The sequence below is a fragment of the Natrinema marinum genome, assembly GCF_024296685.1.
GTDB classification, from domain to species: Archaea; Halobacteriota; Halobacteria; order Halobacteriales; family Natrialbaceae; genus Natrinema; species Natrinema marinum.
In genome coordinates this window covers 3,467,113-3,483,901 of the sequence record NZ_CP100763.1, presented here as the reverse complement: position 1 = coordinate 3,483,901, position 16,789 = coordinate 3,467,113, and the positions used below count along the sequence as shown (strand labels likewise).

Genomic DNA, 16,789 nt, shown 5'->3' with positions numbered 1-16,789 from the left:
CCGTTCGGTGAGGGCTCGATCAGTTCTTTCATATCCCGTGGATTGATGTATTCATTCATGAATAAGTCAGTAATCATGATTGTAGTCGTCGTGGTCATAGCGATGACTGCGGGATGTGCAGGGGTCCTCGACGGCGGTACCACGAGCGAGGATGATGACGGAGAGGGCGAAACGGGAGTGGCGACGAAAGACGAAGCAAGTGAGGCCATCGACTACCCGGACGGTACCGGGAAATCCGGACTCGATGCTAGCAAACTCGAGTCTCGACAGGAGACCGTTCTCGAAAACAGGTCGTACACGGTTGAGACGCACGAAACGATCGAATACGACACGGAGACGTACGAGGAGTCGATCACGCTCACCGTCGACGGCGAGCAGAAGATGCAGAAAACGAAATACGACTTCACCCCCTTGACGGAGGACAGCATGTTCGTGTCGTCGACGGAGAAAACCTGGCTGTTCACGGAGACGGGGAACGAGACGCTCATTCGCCGGACCGTCGATTCGAACGAACGATACCGGGTCGAAAGCGGACCGGGGATGCGCACGACGGCCGAGCAGAATATCCGCGACGAACTTGAAGCCGTGCTGGGAGTTTCGGGGTACGAACTGATCGATGTCGAGGAAACCGACGGTTCGACGGCCGTCACCTACGAAGGGACGGAGATGGGCGACGACCTCGAGCAACTGTATCCGTTGGTGGACGAGTACGGCGAGTTCGCCGCGACGGTCACCGTTTCCGACGACGGCATCGAACGCTACGCGTACGAATTCGAGGGGGAGACGAGGAACGGCAACACCGAATCGGTCGCGGTGGAAACGACGTTCTCGGGCGTCGGCGAGAGCGAACTCGGGAGACCGGGGTGGGTCGACGAAGGGTTCGAGCGGGCTCCCGAAGCGTCGATTTCGATCGATGACGGAGACCCCATCGCACTCGCGCTGGAATCGGGCGAGCCGATACCCGAAAACGCGACGGTCTCGTTGTCTTCGATCGGTGCGAACTATTACGGGGCGAGCGTGGACGAGGCGTTCGAACCGGGAGAGACGCTGTATCTCACCGTCAGAGACGATCAGTTACTGGCGACCGTCGACGTTGAACCCGATGGGGCTGCCACCATCGATACGGAGTGGGTCATGATCACCGTCAGAACCGAAAGTGGACTCGTGGCGTACGAGGGAGTCTACGAGAAGTAGCGCCGCGGGAGAGGTGACCTCGAGGGTTGGATGCCGATCGCGTTGCGGATTCCGCACTCGTCGCATATCCAACGGTCGACAAAGAGAGCGATCGGGTGCGACTGATACCCACCGAGGCGAGCTCGGACCGCTCAGTCGTCGGCGGGAACCGCCTGCGTGTCCGCTCGCCCGGAAGCCATGGCGAGCACGTCGTCGAAGAAGTCGAGGGTGTCTTCGGGGCCAGGGTTCGCTTCGGGGTGGTACTGACGGGTGATGACATCGTACTCGACGCCGTCGATCCCCTCGGGCGTGTCGTCGTTGACGTTGATCTGGGTGACCTCGAGGTGGTCGCCGGGGTCGGCGACCGTGTAACCGTGGTTCTGCGTGGTCATGACGACCTGTCCGGACTCCAGATCGAGGACGGGCTGGTTGACGCCGCGGTGGCCGAAGGTCATCTTCTCGGTGGAGCCGCCCAGCGCCTCGGCGACGATCTGCTGGCCGAGACAGATGCCGGCGACGGGCGTGTCCTCGACGAACGCCTCGACGAGCGAGATCGCCTGGCCGAAGTTGACCGGGTCGCCGGGGCCGTTCGAGATGAACAGCAGGTCGGGGTCGACGGCCTCGACGTCCTCGATGGCGGCGTCGTAGGGCAGGACGTGGACCGTCGCGTCGCGCTCGAGCAGCGAACTGATGATCGAGCCCTTCGCGCCGCAGTCGACGAGGGCGACCGTCTCGCCGTCGTTGTCTGCGCCGTGGACCTCGGGGTCGTCGACGCTGACCTGCGCGCCGATATCGGTGTGGTCGCTCATTGCCTTACAGGCCTCGAGTTGCGCTATGGCGTCTTCCTCGGTGACGTCCTCGCCGACGGCGATGCCGCATTTCATCGCGCCGCCGTCGCGGATGTCAATGACGACCTCTCGGGTGTCAAGATGGTCGACCGCCGGGACGCCCTCGCTTGCGAGCCACTCGGCGACGTCGTCGGTGAACTCCTTGGCGAGCGCGGCGCGGGGGTGGACGCGGTCGTCCTCGAATCGCTCCTCGCGGACGCCGTAGTTGCCGATCAGCGGGTACGAGAAAGTCAGGACCTGTTCCTCGTAGGAGGGGTCGGTCAGACTCTCCTCGTAGCCCGTATACGCTGTCGTGAAAACGAGTTCCCCGCGAGCCGTTCCCGGAGCACGACCACGTCCCTCGATCACGTGGCCGCCTTCCAGTGCGACGTAGGCTTCCGTCATTACGATCTACGTATCGGATGGACGCTCATAAGTGTTGTCTTCGAAGCTCAGTTACGATTTTCGTAATCGGTAAGTGCGGGTCGGTCGTAGCCACGCATCTCCATGGACGATCTAGACCGACGGATCCTCGATATCCTCCGGCGGGACGCCCGGACGCCGTACACCGAGATCGCCGACGAGGTGGGGACCAGCGAGGGGACCGTTCGCAACCGCGTCGAGCGCATGATGGACGACGACGTCATCGAGCGCTTTACCATCTCGACCCGCACGGGCAACGTCCAGGCGATGCTCGAGATCGGCGTCGCGGTCGACGTCGACACCAAGGCGGTCTCCGAGCGGATGGCCGAGTGGGCGGAGGTCGACTTCGTCTGGATGGTCTCGGGCGAACAGGACATCGTCCTCGTCGTCGACGCCGCAGACACCCGCGGGGTCAACGATCTGATCACGAAGGCCCGCGATCAGGAGGAGGTCGTGAGCACGAAGACGCGCCTGATTCTCGACGAAGAACTCGGGTAGGTCGACGGTCGGACTCCCCGCTGGAAGTCCTGCTACTCCTCGAAACGACGATCGGAACGTACTGTACGCTTCCGGGTGAAAACCATCCTTATCCGTCTGACACACGTGTGGCCTCACACGGAGAACAGACAGTATGTGTCCACTTTACGCACAGTAAGCACCCCAGTGGCAGTAACGTATCGTCCATTTCGTGGATCAACACATGGACACGTACGCAGTACCCCAGCGAGGGCACCACAGCAATCACGACCATGGGCTGCCAAGACACACTTCCACCCGAGAGGAAAGACGAACTCCTAACCGTGCTCGCTGACCACCGCCGCCGCGCTGTCCTGGCCTACTTCCGGAACTCGCCGGACGACATCGCGTCAGTACGGGACCTCGCGAACGAACTCGAGGGCGACGATCACCGCGAAGACCGGGTCGCACTTCGCCACTCGGTGCTCCCCCGGCTGTCGGACGCGAACGTCATCGAATACGACGAACGGAGCGAGACGATCCGGTATCAGGGTCACGCCTCGCTGGAGTGTCTAGCCGATCTCATCGCAGAGTTCTAAGCTGGCGGAAAGCGACTCGAGCGCCGGCGTCGACCGATCGCACCGCGGCGGTGGATCCGCGGCATCGAGCGGTCGGCCGGCCGTCGAGGCTAGCCCTCATCCGTCGCCGGGCGCGGCCGCGCGACTACCACTTCCGACGGTGTCCACCCCAACCGCCCGTCGCGTCCACAGCACCGCGTTCGCGACCGCCAGCTGTGAGTTACTCTTCGCCCGGCGGCATCCCCACACCCGGCGTCGGCTGTTCTATCGCGTCGGTCACCTGCTTGCGATCGTGGATGACCCGATAGCCCCGGCGCAGGAGGCTGTCGACCCACGAGTGCGAGACGCGCGCGCTCACCCGGCCGTCGCGGATGGCATCGACGACAGCCTCGGGCGTGAGGCAGTCGGCCTCGACGACGGTGTAGGCCCGGCCCACCTCGAACGGGTAGTGGGCGTCGCTGCCGCCGACCAGCGGCAGGTCGCGCTCGCGGGCTAGTTCCTCGACCAGTGGGCGCGACCGGGGGTGTTTGCCGTTGACCTCGATGGCGTCGAAGGGGATGTCCTCGAGTTTCCGGACGGAGCTATTGCGGAACGGATGGGCGACGATCGCGGCGCAGTCGCGATCGTGGGCCAGCGCGACCGCCTCGCGGGGCGAGAGCGCGCCGGGTTTCGTCGCCGCCGGCGGGTCGGGGCCGACGACGAGGACGTGGCCCCTGTCCGTCGTGATCTCGATCCCCGGCAGCGTGGTGGCGCCGCCGTCGGGCTCGAGCGGCGTGTAGTAGTCGTGGTTGGTCGTCGCGACCCCCTCCAGACCCCGTCGCTCGGCCGCTTCGGCGAGGAGTCGGACGCCGAGCGGGTCGAAACGGTCCCCGAGGTCGCGACGACCGTGGAAGAATCGCGTGTGCGCGTGCAGGTCGACGGAGTACACGGCAACGCATACGCCGGCCAGACCCTTTTGCGCTCGGCCGGCGTTTCCAGTGGTATGCGATCGGAGGGGCCGAACGGACGGCGAGCCGACGAGGATCGCGTTCTCGTTCTCAATCCCGTCAGCGGGAGCGGTGATCACGTCGACGATGTCCAGCGACTCGCAGCGGAACACGGGTTCGAAGTTCGAAAGACCGAGGAAGAAGGCGACGCGAAACGCCTGGCACGCGACGCGGCATCCCACGCCGACCTCGTGGCTGCCGTCGGTGGCGACGGCACGCTCAACGCGGTCGTCAACGGCATCGCCGCCGCGGACGAGTTCGCAACGACGACCGTCGCCGTCGTCCCGGCGGGGACGGGAAACAACTTCGCGGCGAACGTCGGGATCGAGGGTATCGAACACGCGTTTACGGTGGTCGAGGAGGGACGACGCCGCTCGATCGACGTCGGAATCGCGAACGAGCGCGTCTTCGTCAACTCCTGCGTCGGCGGCGTCACCGCCGAGGCGAGCAGCAATACGACGCCGGAGAGCAAATCGAATCTGGGCGTCCTCGCGTACGTGAAAAACACACTCGAGACCGTGGGGTCGTTCGACTCGTTGCCGCTCCGAGTGGAGACGGCGCCGGGACCGGACGGGAAACGAACGCGGGCCTGGGAAGGGCGGGCCATGTTCGTCCTCATCGGGAACTGTCGACGGTTCACCGGCGCGCGAACGGCACAGGCCAACGCTGAGGACGGCCTGTTCGAGGTGACGATCGTCGAGGACGCTGCGGCCGTGAACCTGCTCGGCGGTGCGGCCATGCAAAAGCTGTTCGGACGCGATAGCACCCACATCGTCCGGCGACGAACGCCGTCGCTCGCGATCGAGAGCCGGCGGGACTCCGTTGAGTACAGCCTCGACGGCGAGATGCTCGAGACCGAAACTCTCAGGCTCGAAACGGAGGCCGAAACGCTCACCATCGCCGTCGGCGAGCGGTATCAACCCGATCCGGACGGCGGAGAACTGTAGTCGTTCGATCGACCGCAATAGTCCCCGTGTATCGATTCGAAACCCCCGCGACGAGACGATACTGGTTTCAAGAGTCGACGTAATTGTGCGGGTATGAGCACCCCGGACGAGGAGCTGGAACACAAGAACGCGGGACAGGACGTGATCGCCGTCGACGGCGACGACAACGAACTCGAGTTGGTCAACCGACTCGACGCACACACCGGCGACGGCATCCGCCACCGCGCGTTCACCTCGCTGGTCTTCGACGGCGAGGGCAACGTACTGCTCGCCCAGCGAGCGCCCGACAAGCGCCTCTGGGGGACCTACTGGGACGGCACCGTCGCCTCCCACCCCGTCGAGGGCCAGAGCCAAGAGGAGGCGACCCGCGAGCGTCTCGAGGAGGAACTGGGGATCACGCCCGACCAGTACGACGACCTGCGGCTGACCGACCGCTTCGAGTACAAGCGCTACTTCGAGAACGAGGGCGTCGAACACGAGGTCTGTGCCGTCCTCAAGTTGACGCTGTCGGACCGCAGTCTCGATCCCAACGAGGAGGAGGTCGCCGGGCTGATGTGGGTTCCCTACGAGCGACTCCACACCCATCCGGAGTGGTACCGCCAGCTCCGGCTCTGTCCGTGGTTCGAGATCGCCATGCGGCGGGACACCCGATAACCCGATCGCGGCGTCGGCGGTCAGCGGTCGGCACGGAAGATGTCGGCCGGCGAACAGCCGAGCGGACCACCCAGTGTGGCGACCGGTCGCCCGCGCCGCGACACCTCGAGTCGAGACGGCGCGTTCCGCCCGCTCGAGGACACAACTATCCGATCGCGTGCCCGCCGGCCGACCCACTCTCGAGGCGCGTTTCGAGACTGCACACTGTCAAGAAACAGTACACGAGCGGGAGGTTTATGAGGGAGTGCCCACACATGCAGGATAGACTGCGATGGTCATTGGTACGTTCAGACGTCTTCTCCGGGGGAGCGTTATTACCTCGTCCGCGTCGGCAGGTGGGGCGACCGCCGCGGGTGCGACGGCGGAGTCGGAACCGTCGCTCGAGGCGGCCGAACCCGACGCGCCGCTCGATATCTGTCTGTTGAGCTACCGGTCGAACCCGTATTCGGGGGGCCAGGGCGTCTACGTGAAGTATCTGAGCCGGGCGCTGACCGACCTCGGCCACTCCGTCGACGTGATCTCGGGCAAGCCCTATCCGGAACTGGACGACGACGTCGGGCTGGTGAAACTGCCCGGCGAGAACATCGTCGACGAACTCGACCGACTGGGCCAGTTCGAGCCCGCCTATCTCCGCGATCCGCTCGCGCTCTACGAGTGGCTGAGCGCGCTCACCGGCGGCTTCCCCGACCCCTACGCCTTCGGCCGTCGCGTCGTCGACTACTTCGACGAACACGAGCCCGAGTACGACGTGATCCACGACAACCAGTCGCTCTGTCACGGGCTCCACGCGCTGCGCGAGCGGGGCCACCCCGTCGTGGCGACGGTTCACCACCCGATCACCGTCGACCGCGACGCCGCCCTCGGCGCGGCCGACGACTGGACGGAGCGACTGCTGATCCGGCGGTGGTACCGCTTCCTCGAGATGCAACGCGAGGTCGTTCAGGACCTCCCCCACGTTCTGACCGTCTCCGAGTCGGCCAAGCGCCACACCGTCTCCGATTTCGATGCCGACCCCGACGCGATCCGCGTCGTCCACAACGGCATCGACACGGAGCTGTTCGAGCCCCGCGAGCGGCCCCGCGACCGCCCGCGGATCATGACGACCGTCAGCGCCGACGTACCGCTGAAGGGGGCGCGCTACCTGCTCTCCGCCTTCGCCGAGGTGCGCGAGACCATCGACGCCGAACTCGTCGTCGTCGGCGAGTTCGACGAGGGCGGCGACTGCGACCGGCTGATCGCGCAGTTGGGAATCGAGGACGCGATCGAGACCCACAGCGAGATCAGCTACGATCGGATGGTCGACCTCTATGGCACCGCCGACCTCGCCGTCGTCCCGTCGATCTACGAGGGCTTTGGCCTTCCCGCCGGCGAGGCGCTGGCCTGCGGCGTTCCGGTCGTCGCGACCACCGGTGGGGGGCTGCCCGAAGTGGTCGGCGACGCCGGCGTGCTGGTCGAGCCGGCCGATTCGGACGCGCTCGCGGCGGCGATCCGCGAGTTGCTGGCCGACGACGAGCGCCGCCGACGGCTCGGCGAGCGAGGTCGCGAGCGCATCGTCGAAGAGTTCGACTGGGAACGGGCCGCCCGCGAGACCGTCCGAACGTACCGCGACGCGATCGAAACGCGGGTGAGCTGAGATGGAGACGATCGACTTCGATCGGCTGCCGCTGACGCCGAGTACGCGCCTTCTCGACGTGGGCTGTGGCGAGGGCCGGCACGTCCACGCCGCGGCCCTCGAGAACGTCGGGGAGGTCGTCGGCCTCGACCTCGAGCCGGCGAGCCTGGCGGCCGCCCGCGAGGACTACGAGGAGTACATCACCGGCGAGACCGACGTACCGGTCACCTTCCTGTCCGGGGACGCGCTCCGGCTCCCCTTCGCGGACGGCGCGTTCGACGTCGTCTGCTGTACCGAAGTTTTGGAGCACATTCCGGACTACGAGGCGGCGATAGACGAACTCCGGCGGGTCTGTGCGCCCGGCGGGACGCTCGCGGTGAGCGTGCCCCGAGCGGGGCCCGAGCGGGTCTGCTGGGCGCTGTCGGACGAGTACCACCAGGTCGAGGGCGGCCACGTCCGCATCTTCGACCGCGAGGAGCTCCGGGCCGCGGTCGAGCGCCGGGGCTTCCGAAAAGTCGGCGGCCACTTCGCCCACGCCCTGCACGCGCCCTACTGGTGGCTGAAGTGTCTCTGGTGGGACCGCGATCAGGCGGGCGACGCGCCGCTGCCGCTGCGGGCCTACGACCGCTTTCTGGAGTGGGACATCCTCGAGTCGCCCCGTCCGGTACGGCTGCTCGAGCGGGCGCTCGACCCCGTGGTCGGCAAGAGCGTCGTCTACTACTTCCGGCTGGAGGGACAGGCGTGAGCGACGCCACCGGCCGGCAGTCGCTGTCGGCGTGGGGCCTCGAGCCCGCGGTCGACTACATCGAGCGCGCCCAGCGCGCGGACGGCCTCGTCCTCTGGTACCCCGACGGCCCGGCCGACCCCTGGGATCACGTCGAGAGCGCGATGGGGCTGTCGGTCGCCGGTCGCCGTGACGCGGCCGAGCGCGCCTATCGGTGGGTGGCCGACGCCCAGCACGATGACGGCGCGCTCTGGGCGACCTACGGCGACCCCGAAGACGGGGACGGCGCCCACGCGGGTGACGAGCCGCGCAAGGAGACCCACCGCAGCGCCTACGTCGCCGTCGGCGTCTGGCACCACTACCTGTGTACCGGCGACCGCGGGTTTCTCGCAGACCTGTGGCCGACCGTCCGCGACGCGCTCGCGTTCGCGTGCGCCCAGCAGGCCGACAGCGGCGAGATCTACTGGTCGGTCAGCCCGGACGGCGAGCCCTACGAGGACGCGCTGATTTCGGGCTGCGCCTCGCTGTACAAGAGCCTGGCCTGCGGCGCGGCGATCGCGGGCGAACTCGGCTTCACCGACGCCCGCGAGCGCTGGCTCGAGGCCCGCACCCGCCTCGGCGAGGCGATCCGCACCCGACCCGACCGCTTCGACCGCACGTGGGAGAGCAAGTCCCGGTACGCGATGGACTGGTTCTACCCCGTCCTCTGTGGCGTCCTGACCGGCGACCCGGCGCGCAATCGGCTCGAGGCCGGACTGGACCGGTTTCTCGAGGAAGGCCTGGGATGTCGGTGCGTCGACGACGAGCCGTGGGTGACCGTCGCCGAGTCCTGCGAACTGGTGATTTCGCTGGCTGCGGTGGGGCGACAAGAGCGCGCCCGCGAGATCTACGAGTGGCTGTTCCAGTGGACCGACGACGAGGGGATATTCTGGACGGGCTACCAGTTCGAAGACGAGGAGTTCTGGCCGGGCGAGCGGCCGACGTGGACCTGCGGGGCGGCGGTGCTGGCCGCGGATGCGTTGTCAGGGGTCTCGGGGGCTGCGGATCTGTTTACTGATCCGCTATTTGAATGACCTGATACAAATCGGTACGTTCGTGCCCCTAAGGGGCCACGATACCAGCGAACGCATTCAGCGATCAACTTTCAGTTGGCCCGAGATCATCGGCATCAAGTTCCCCAGCGAGGTACTTTCGACCCCGCTTACTGATCTGATATAGACCCCGATCCTCGTCGTAGTACTCCACGAGCCCACCGTCTTGCAGTGCCCGTAGTCTGCGCCGCACGTGCGAGATTTTGTAATCGATGTTGGCCTCGACCGTGGACGGATTCGCGATCAGGGGTCGATTGCCCTCGTTGAGAAGAAACTCGAGGATCGCGTCGTCGGCCCGCGTCATCCAGTCCACCCGTGGCCGTCGCATTCGACCGTGAACACACGAAACACCGTGTTAGAACGCTCGATTCGATAGTATTTGTACGCTGTTTGGCGCTCCCTAGTACTGTATTCGATGCACTAGTTTGAAGTACTGTCCACTCGTCAACTGGACTACCGGAAGCTAGACGGACCCAGAACTACCCGAATCGGTCCTCGAGAGAATGCAGACCGGTGCGCCCACACCGGTCCGCGCGGCTTCCGTGTAACCCACTGAAAGCCATGTCAGACCACGATTCGCGGGGCCTTCAAGCCCCCGCTCGAGCAGCCGCATCGCCCGCCAGCTACCCGACCACGGACGGCCGGCGCGCGTGGATCGAACTCACCGGCTTCCAACGGGACTGCCTTGAGGCCGTCGCCCGGCGCGAACGCGACGGGGTGGCCACCACCCGGTCGGGGATCGGGGAGAGCCTCGAGCGCCGGTATCCCCGCGTGAGTCCGACTCGCCTCGGGCCCAACCTGCGTGCGCTCGTCGGTCGCGAGCTGCTGGCGAGACGCGAGCCCGACGAGCGCGCAGTCACCTATCGCCTCACGGGTGCCGGGCGCGCGCTGTTGCTCCAGCGGGCCGAACGCCTCGCCGTCCTCTGTGATCTCCGGGGCAGCGCAGGTGTCGGAGTGGCGGCCGCTCGAGGTGATGGGGATCGAGACGAGTGATCGGGCTCGAGCCGCGGCGGAGACCGGGATTCGGGGAGGTTCCGATTCGAGGTCGTCGCTGGCTGGTCGCTCGCGGCCGGAGAGAGCGGCGGCTACGGCGGACGAGTGTCAAAGAACGGAATCGCGCCTATCGCTGTGAACGACGGGCGAAATCCGGCTTACTGACGAACGACGTTCGTCGCGCGGGGTCCCTTCGGGGATGATTCGATGTCGAACTCGACGTCCGTGCCTTCCTCGAGGTCGGGGCCGCCGACGTCTTCCATGTGGAAGAACACGTCCTCGTCGTCGTCTACTTCGTCGCTGTCAGTCGAAATGAAACCGTAGCCGCCCGTGTCGTTGAAGAAGTCAACCGTACCGTTTGCCATTACGAACGAACGGAGTCGCCGTACCCGGATAACGCTTCCGAGGGTTGCGGTACCACGACCCCTGCTGGAAGTGAGCCGCTGAGATGGCGGGGCGGTCGATCTACAGCGGCGCACCGATCGCGCGTTTACTCGCCGTAGGTCTGACAGTTCCGAGAGGCAGATATTTAGGTATGAGTTCACATGGTACACACGCATCGCCATGAAACCGTGTCACAGCTGTCAGTCGGTCATCGACGAGTACGAACTGGACAAACAACTCGAACCGCTGCGCGATCTCACGGTTGACGACTTCAACGTCTGCGCGGACTGCGTAACTATCGTTGCGGACGCGTGCGTGGAGTGCGACGGCGCGGTGTACGTCCCTCGAGGCGAATCGACGACTCCCGACTACTGCCCGGCGTGTCGGTCCGATCGCATCGACCGCACCGGTCACGACCCCGGCTGGAACTGCACCCCGACCACGTCCTGACCGACGCCGCCCTTACCCACTCTTTCGGCTCACGAAACCGATCGCGAGATGTGCCCCGGCAGCCGCGAGCGCGGCGATCGGTTCATCGCCCTCGAGGGCTCGATCCGGTCATCGTCGCGGTCGCCGCGCGATCCCGGTATCGCAGACCACGCACGACCGCAGCCCGTTTTCCGCGGTGAATCGATCGAACAACTTCGAGAGCCGCACGTCGTGGCTCGCCAGCACTCCGCCCGGCGCGAGCCGATCCACCGCGGTCTCGTACTCGAAGCGCATGTGGGGCAGTCGGTGGTCCGAGTCGTGCAAGAACAGATCGACGGGGCCGACGCGCTCGAGCAGGTCGGGCACCACCTCGCGGGCGTCGCCCTCGTGAAGCTCCCAGCGGTCGCGACACCGATCGGGAATCAGGTGGCCGTACTCGAACGGCCCTGGCGGGCCGCCGGGCAGATCGACGGAGTGTAGCGTCCCGCCGCCGTTTTCTTCCATCGCCGCCAGAACATGGGCGTCGAACGAGCCGAACAGCACCCCGGTCTCGACGGCGGTCTCGACCTCGAGCGCGCGGCAGACGACGTAGATCGTCGCCCCGTCGCGCCAGTGGGTCGTGTCGGTCGCGACGCCGGCGTCGTGGATCTCGGCGACGCTGTCGGCGTAACTGTCGTGGAACCACTCGAGGTCCTCGTACTCGCGCTCGTACTCGCGGAGGTCGGCTGCCGACGCCGGCAACACGTCGGCAAGCCGGTCGGCCCGTTCGCGGGTCTCCCGGCCGTAGTCGAGGCGTCGGCGCTCTACGTCGAGTCTGGCCTTGCGAACGGCGTAGATCGCGTCGCGGAGGAGCCCCACCATCACTTGTATCCCAGCGCCTCGAGGCGCGAGTCGATCGCGTCGTCGTCAGGAGCGCTCTCGTCGCGTCCGGTCGTCCCCTCGCCGATCGCGTCGGGGAGGCCGGGCTCGCAGGTCCGCCGATCCCGCCCCTCGCGGACGACCCAGGGGACCCGCCGGATGGCGGGGACCGGCGTCCCAGGCGGGTGCGACCAGACGCCGAACTCGCCGATGCCGTTGCCGTGATCGCTGGTCATCGCGACGCGGCCGTCGCAGTTTGCGAGCAGTCGCGTCAGGTCGTCGAGCACCCACTCGAGGTTGTCCCGGTAGGCCGCCCAGACCGCCTCGAACTCGAGGTCGCCGTCGCGGACGCGCAGCCAGGGGTCGTTCATCGAGTCCCCGCTGTCGTCCGCCGCTTCTGCCTCGGCAAGCGCCTCGAGGGCCTCGCGTTCCTCGGGCGAGAGGTCGGCCAGCGCGAGGTCCTCGTCCTCGCCGTCGGTGACCTGTCCCCAGTGTTCGATGTCGGCCGAGCCGAAGAACCAGTCCGGCTGCGACCGGAAGGGCGCGTGGGGCTGCATGTAGTGGACGAGGACGCGATCGATCCCGAGGGCCTCGCGCTCGCGCCAGACGGCGATGGCGGCCTCGGTCAGCGACGCGGGCGGGATCGTCGAGATCTCGTCGTCGACCCACTCCTCGCGCCAGGCCTCGTGGAAGACACCGAAATCGTCGGCCGAGAGCGGCAACACCTCGTCGGAGGTGACGAGGATGTGCTCGCAGGGCTGGGAGGAAAAGGGGTTGCCGGTCACGTAGGCGGTCCGGGCCATCTCCGCGCGGTGTGCCGGCTCGAAGGTCCGGTCCATCCACTCGGCCGACTGCGAGCCGACTGACCACAGCGAGTCGACCCCCTCGGGGCCGGGGAGTGCGTCGTGGCCGGCCGCCGCGACCTCGCGCATGAGATCGAGCCGACAGCCGTCGAGAATACAGCAGACGTCCCACTCGCGTTCCCAGACGGGCGTCGCGGGGAGGAGCCGCGAGAGCGCGCCGCCGAGACGGCCGGTCGCGAGCTTCTCGGATACCGTCGCGAAGTCCATCGGCGTCGTTCTGTCTCCTCTCAGGGGCCGATTCTGTTAGAAGCTTTTGATCGATCGCCGAACCGTCTTGATTCCCGGACAGCGCCGACTCGAGGGCGCGGGGGACGGCGACCGGACGTCACCGACTCGCAGCAACTATGCCACACGGTAACAAGGCTTATTACATCCCTGTTCGTAGCGTTTGCTGAGGACCAGAAAACAGGTCCGTGTGACGAAATGAGCTCCTCACCACCGGAAACCGAGACGTACGAAGTCACGCTCTCCAGAGACGAGCAGTGGGTCGTTCACCACGTTCTCTCGAACCGCCTCGACGAGGCCTTAGACGCCCAGGACACCCCACCCGAGTGGGTCCTCGAGGTACTCGAGGCGATCGAGACCGAGGAGAACACGGAACGACTCACCGGCCACCAAGCCGACCACGTCTATGACGCGCTCGCCGCGTACGTCGACCGTGAGGAGACTCCCGACCGAGACATCGACCCTGGCTCGGCCGTCCTCGACCGCCTCGAGAACGCTCTCGAGGCACGAGCATAGCTGACCGGACGATTTTTCGAACGACAAACACGGTTCGATAGCCGGCCGCTTGTCGGTGCTCTCAGGGTCGCGTCGTCGCCCAGACAGCCGTCACCGCGAGCACGACGGCGGGGGCGAGGGGCAGAATCAACAACGCGAAGCGATACCCCTCCGCGCCGGGCGGGACGAGATAGATCGCGGTCGGGGCCACGAGGAAGGCGAAGGCGATAACGCCGACGAGCGCCCAGCCGCGCCAGTCGAACTCGCGATCGGCCGCCTCGGGGTGGACGGGGTCGTCCGCCGAGCCGGCAGCCTCCCCGTCGCCATCGGCGTCGAACGCCGCTGGATCGTGGACGTAGCCACCGTCGTCGTTCGAGCTCACTACCGACGGTAACGAGCGCGGCGTAAAAGCCCTCACGGTTCCGCGAGCGGCCCGTCCGAACCGACCGGACGCGGCCGACTGGATCGGCCGCCTACAGTTCGCTGTCCGGGCGGACGACGACCTTCCCGAAGCCCTCCCGGTTCTCGATGATCTCGTGAGCGCGGTCGATCTCGCTCATCGGCAGTTCCTCGCGGATCGCGGGCTCGAAGGTGCCGTCCCAGACGAGCCCCATCACGTCGTCGACCTGCTCCGGCGTGGCCATCGTCGAGCCGATGATCTCGAGTTGGTTCCAGAAGATCCGCGGGATGTCGGTTTCGGGCGCGCCGCCGCCGGTGCCACCACAGGTGACCAGCCGGCCGCCCTTGGTGAGGCTCGCCAGCGAGTCCTGCCAGGTCGGTTCGCCGACGTGTTCGACGACGACATCGACGCCGCGGCCATCCGTCTCCGAGCGGACCCAGTCCGCGAAGTTCTCCTCCTCGTAGTTGCAGACGTGGTCGGCTCCGTGCTCGCGGGCGTACTCGAGTTTCTCCTCCGTGCTGCCGGTCGCGTAGACCTCCGCGCCCGCGTAGTCGGCGATCTGGAGGGCCGCGTGGCCGACCCCGCCGCTCGCCCCCAGGACGAGCACCGACTCGCCGGCCTCGAGGTCGGCGCGCTCGATCAGCATCCGCCAGGCGGTCTGGAAGACCAGACTGCTCGAGCCGGCGACCGCCCAGTCGACGCCCTCCGGGACGGGGATCAGGTTGTCCTCGGAGATCGCGGCGTACTCGGAGTGGATCCCGGGAACGTGTTCGCCGATGATGTGAAAGTGCGGATCGAGCGTCGGGTCGTCCATCCGCAGGTCGCCGACGCCGGCGGAAAGCGCGACGCGGTCGCCCTCCTCGAAGCGGGTGACGTTCTCGCCGACCTCCTCGACGACGCCGGCCCCGTCGCTGCCGGGGATGTGGGGCATCTCGAGGTCGAGTCCCGGCATGCCTCGACGCGTCCAGATGTCGAGGTGATTGAGCGCGGCCGCCTTGATGTCGACCAGCACCTCGTCCGAGCCGACCTCGGGGTCGGGATACTCGCCGTATTCGAGGACGTCGATGTCGCCGTGTTCGGTGACTTTGACTGCTTGCATACGGGAGCAAACGGAAACTGCGTCCATAACAGTTTGGCAACCCCGTCGGCTGTGCCCCTTTTCGGCCAGTACTTTACTCGCCGGCGCTCGAAGACGCAGTATGAACGAGACGGACGCGGACGGGACTGTCGACGGGGCGGACGAGCGTCGGGACACCCTCCGTACCGGCATTGTCACGATCTCGTCCGACCGGTCGCTCGAAGACGATCCGGCCGGGGACATGATCGTCACGGTGCTCGAGGACGCGGGGAACGAGATCGCGGTGCGGGATCACGTGGGGTGTGAGTACGACAAGACGCAGTCGATCGTCTCGCGCCAGATCGACCGCGACGACGTCGACATCGTGATCACCGCCGGCGGGACGGGCGTCGAGCCCGACGACGTGACCCTTGAGGCCGTCGACCCGCTGCTGGCGAAGGAGCTCACGTCCTTCGACGAGCTGTTCACCGCGCTGGCCTACGAACGAGTCGGGACGCGCGTCCTCACCGCGCGGACGCTCGCGGGCGTCGCCAAGGGGAAGGGGACACCGGTCTTCTGTCTCCCCGGTGACGCCGAGCTGGCGCGCATCGGACTCGAGGAGATCGTCCTGCCGGAGGCCGTCACGATAGCCGACCTCTCGCGGGCGGACGACACCGAGGATACCGAAGACGTGACGAAAGCCGACGCGACGAACGGGGGTGTCTAACGTGGACGGCGACAGTGGGGGTGGCGGGCCCGATCGCATCGACAAGGAGTCCGTCCGCGAGCGGATCTGGGACGATCTCGAGGAGAGCGGCGAGGCCCGATTCCCGTTCCCGCCCCACGGCCGGATTCCGAACTTCGCCGGCGCGGACGCGGCCGCCGACCGGCTGGCCGACCAGCCCGAGTGGGAGGCGGCGACGGCGATCAAGGCCAACCCCGACGCGCCGCAACTGCCCGTCCGGCGGGCGGCGTTACGCGAGGGCAAGACCGTCTACATGGCCGTGCCGCGGCTCCGCGACGAGGAGTGTTTCCTGAAACTCGACCCCGACGACCTCGAGGACTACGACGCGGCGACGACCGTCTCGGGGTCGTCGACACACGGCGAACAGGTGGGACCAGACGAGGTCGATCGCGTCGATCTGATCGTCTCGGGCAGCGTCGGGGTTACGGAAGACGGCGGCCGAATCGGGAAAGGGGAGGGCTACAGCGACCTCGAGTACGCCGTCCTCCGAGACCTCGGTCTCGTCGACGACGCGACGCCGGTCGCGACGACGATCCACGAGCGGCAACTGCTCGACGAGCCAGTCGCGATCGGCGCACACGACGTAGCGATGGATCTCGTCGTCACGCCCGAGCGGGTGTGCCGACCCGACGAGAGCGCCCAGCCGGCCGGCATCGACTGGACCCTGCTCGACGAGGAGCGACTCGAGGAGATTCCGGTGCTGAAACGGCTCGCGGAGCGGAATCGGTCGCAAAGCGAGGACTGACGGTCGATCGATGACGCGACGAGAGAATCGGGTGTCGATCCATCCCCGGGACACGGCGGAGTCGCCGCGTCCCGAATGCCAGAATTCCAGGGTGTGACGCGGGCCGGTGGGGCGGGCCCACGTC

At 66.8% G+C, this 16,789-nt stretch carries 21 protein-coding genes; 13 read left to right on the top strand and 8 right to left on the bottom strand.

Annotated features, from left to right (window positions below; translation table 11 throughout):
• Window positions 1-45 precede the first annotated feature (45 nt).
• Complete coding sequence (locus tag NKH51_RS17220) at window positions 46-1,194, top strand: DUF7537 family lipoprotein (RefSeq protein ID WP_425606677.1); 1,149 nt, start codon at window positions 46-48, stop codon at window positions 1,192-1,194.
• A gap of 131 nt (window positions 1,195-1,325) precedes the next feature.
• On the opposite strand, the gene carA is transcribed toward NKH51_RS17220, so the two are convergent.
• Window positions 1,326-2,405, bottom strand: coding sequence for a glutamine-hydrolyzing carbamoyl-phosphate synthase small subunit (gene carA / locus NKH51_RS17215; protein WP_254762900.1), 1,080 nt, complete (start codon window positions 2,403-2,405; stop codon window positions 1,326-1,328).
• A 102-nt stretch (window positions 2,406-2,507) separates the two neighbouring features.
• Here carA and NKH51_RS17210 point away from each other — a divergent pair, with 102 nt between their 5' ends.
• Window positions 2,508-2,921 carry an Lrp/AsnC family transcriptional regulator gene (locus NKH51_RS17210; protein ID WP_254762899.1) on the top strand — a complete coding sequence of 138 codons (414 nt, stop codon included), beginning with the start codon at window positions 2,508-2,510 and terminating at the stop codon, window positions 2,919-2,921.
• Between the two features lie 302 nt (window positions 2,922-3,223).
• Window positions 3,224-3,478, top strand: a complete 255-nt coding sequence (locus tag NKH51_RS17205; RefSeq protein ID WP_254762898.1) for a DUF7344 domain-containing protein — start codon at window positions 3,224-3,226, stop codon at window positions 3,476-3,478.
• A 199-nt stretch (window positions 3,479-3,677) separates the two neighbouring features.
• On the opposite strand, the gene NKH51_RS17200 is transcribed toward NKH51_RS17205, so the two are convergent.
• Complete coding sequence (locus tag NKH51_RS17200; RefSeq protein WP_254762897.1) at window positions 3,678-4,385, bottom strand: PHP domain-containing protein; 708 nt, start codon at window positions 4,383-4,385, stop codon at window positions 3,678-3,680.
• A gap of 54 nt (window positions 4,386-4,439) precedes the next feature.
• Here NKH51_RS17200 and NKH51_RS17195 point away from each other — a divergent pair, with 54 nt between their 5' ends.
• From NKH51_RS17195 to NKH51_RS17175, 5 genes are all read left to right on the top strand, one after another.
• Complete coding sequence (locus tag NKH51_RS17195) at window positions 4,440-5,390, top strand: diacylglycerol/lipid kinase family protein (RefSeq protein ID WP_254762896.1); 951 nt, start codon at window positions 4,440-4,442, stop codon at window positions 5,388-5,390.
• A 93-nt stretch (window positions 5,391-5,483) separates the two neighbouring features.
• Window positions 5,484-6,044 carry an NUDIX hydrolase gene (locus NKH51_RS17190; protein ID WP_254762895.1) on the top strand — a complete coding sequence of 187 codons (561 nt, stop codon included), beginning with the start codon at window positions 5,484-5,486 and terminating at the stop codon, window positions 6,042-6,044.
• Window positions 6,045-6,315: 271 nt separating this feature from the next.
• The gene (locus NKH51_RS17185; RefSeq protein ID WP_254762894.1) at window positions 6,316-7,677 is read left to right on the top strand and encodes a glycosyltransferase family 4 protein; all 1,362 of its coding nucleotides are present in this window, start codon (window positions 6,316-6,318) and stop codon (window positions 7,675-7,677) included.
• A 1-nt stretch (window position 7,678) separates the two neighbouring features.
• The gene (locus tag NKH51_RS17180) at window positions 7,679-8,401 is read left to right on the top strand and encodes a class I SAM-dependent methyltransferase (protein WP_254762893.1); all 723 of its coding nucleotides are present in this window, start codon (window positions 7,679-7,681) and stop codon (window positions 8,399-8,401) included.
• Window positions 8,398-9,453: a glycoside hydrolase family 15 protein gene (locus NKH51_RS17175; protein WP_254762892.1), complete on the top strand. Its 1,056-nt coding sequence runs from the start codon at window positions 8,398-8,400 to the stop codon at window positions 9,451-9,453. Before NKH51_RS17180 ends, NKH51_RS17175 begins: the two co-directional genes overlap by 4 nt.
• 64 nt (window positions 9,454-9,517) lie before the next feature.
• Here NKH51_RS17175 and NKH51_RS17170 read toward each other — a convergent pair whose 3' ends face one another.
• A complete protein-coding gene (locus NKH51_RS17170; protein WP_254762891.1) occupies window positions 9,518-9,775 on the bottom strand; it encodes an ArsR family transcriptional regulator in 258 nt (85 codons plus the stop codon).
• A 257-nt stretch (window positions 9,776-10,032) separates the two neighbouring features.
• Between NKH51_RS17170 and NKH51_RS17165 the strand changes: the two genes are divergently transcribed.
• Window positions 10,033-10,464 carry a PadR family transcriptional regulator gene (locus NKH51_RS17165; RefSeq protein WP_254762890.1) on the top strand — a complete coding sequence of 144 codons (432 nt, stop codon included), beginning with the start codon at window positions 10,033-10,035 and terminating at the stop codon, window positions 10,462-10,464.
• A 158-nt stretch (window positions 10,465-10,622) separates the two neighbouring features.
• On the opposite strand, the gene NKH51_RS17160 is transcribed toward NKH51_RS17165, so the two are convergent.
• Window positions 10,623-10,829, bottom strand: coding sequence for a cold-shock protein (locus NKH51_RS17160; protein WP_254762889.1), 207 nt, complete (start codon window positions 10,827-10,829; stop codon window positions 10,623-10,625).
• Between the two features lie 199 nt (window positions 10,830-11,028).
• On the opposite strand from NKH51_RS17160, the gene NKH51_RS17155 reads away from it, so the two are divergent.
• Complete coding sequence (locus NKH51_RS17155; RefSeq protein ID WP_254762888.1) at window positions 11,029-11,298, top strand: DUF7571 family protein; 270 nt, start codon at window positions 11,029-11,031, stop codon at window positions 11,296-11,298.
• Window positions 11,299-11,406: 108 nt separating this feature from the next.
• On the opposite strand, the gene NKH51_RS17150 is transcribed toward NKH51_RS17155, so the two are convergent.
• Both NKH51_RS17150 and NKH51_RS17145 read right to left on the bottom strand, forming a co-directional pair.
• The gene (locus NKH51_RS17150) at window positions 11,407-12,138 is read right to left on the bottom strand and encodes a class I SAM-dependent methyltransferase (RefSeq protein ID WP_254762887.1); all 732 of its coding nucleotides are present in this window, start codon (window positions 12,136-12,138) and stop codon (window positions 11,407-11,409) included.
• Complete coding sequence (locus tag NKH51_RS17145) at window positions 12,138-13,205, bottom strand: alkaline phosphatase family protein (RefSeq protein WP_254762886.1); 1,068 nt, start codon at window positions 13,203-13,205, stop codon at window positions 12,138-12,140. The genes NKH51_RS17150 and NKH51_RS17145 overlap by 1 nt, the downstream gene beginning before the upstream one ends.
• 216 nt (window positions 13,206-13,421) lie before the next feature.
• Here NKH51_RS17145 and NKH51_RS17140 point away from each other — a divergent pair, with 216 nt between their 5' ends.
• Window positions 13,422-13,739 (top strand): DUF7853 family protein, encoded by a 318-nt coding sequence (locus NKH51_RS17140; RefSeq protein ID WP_254762885.1) that lies wholly within the window; start codon window positions 13,422-13,424, stop codon window positions 13,737-13,739.
• Between the two features lie 61 nt (window positions 13,740-13,800).
• Here NKH51_RS17140 and NKH51_RS17135 read toward each other — a convergent pair whose 3' ends face one another.
• Both NKH51_RS17135 and NKH51_RS17130 read right to left on the bottom strand, forming a co-directional pair.
• Window positions 13,801-14,100 (bottom strand): DUF7977 family protein, encoded by a 300-nt coding sequence (locus NKH51_RS17135; protein WP_254762884.1) that lies wholly within the window; start codon window positions 14,098-14,100, stop codon window positions 13,801-13,803.
• A gap of 91 nt (window positions 14,101-14,191) precedes the next feature.
• Window positions 14,192-15,217, bottom strand: a complete 1,026-nt coding sequence (locus tag NKH51_RS17130) for a zinc-binding dehydrogenase (protein WP_254762883.1) — start codon at window positions 15,215-15,217, stop codon at window positions 14,192-14,194.
• A gap of 100 nt (window positions 15,218-15,317) precedes the next feature.
• Here NKH51_RS17130 and NKH51_RS17125 point away from each other — a divergent pair, with 100 nt between their 5' ends.
• Entirely contained in the window at window positions 15,318-15,902 is a 585-nt protein-coding gene (locus tag NKH51_RS17125) for a MogA/MoaB family molybdenum cofactor biosynthesis protein (RefSeq protein WP_254762882.1), read from the top strand.
• A gap of 1 nt (window position 15,903) precedes the next feature.
• Window positions 15,904-16,665 carry a 5-formyltetrahydrofolate cyclo-ligase gene (locus NKH51_RS17120; protein WP_254762881.1) on the top strand — a complete coding sequence of 254 codons (762 nt, stop codon included), beginning with the start codon at window positions 15,904-15,906 and terminating at the stop codon, window positions 16,663-16,665.
• Window positions 16,666-16,789: the final 124 nt, after the last annotated feature.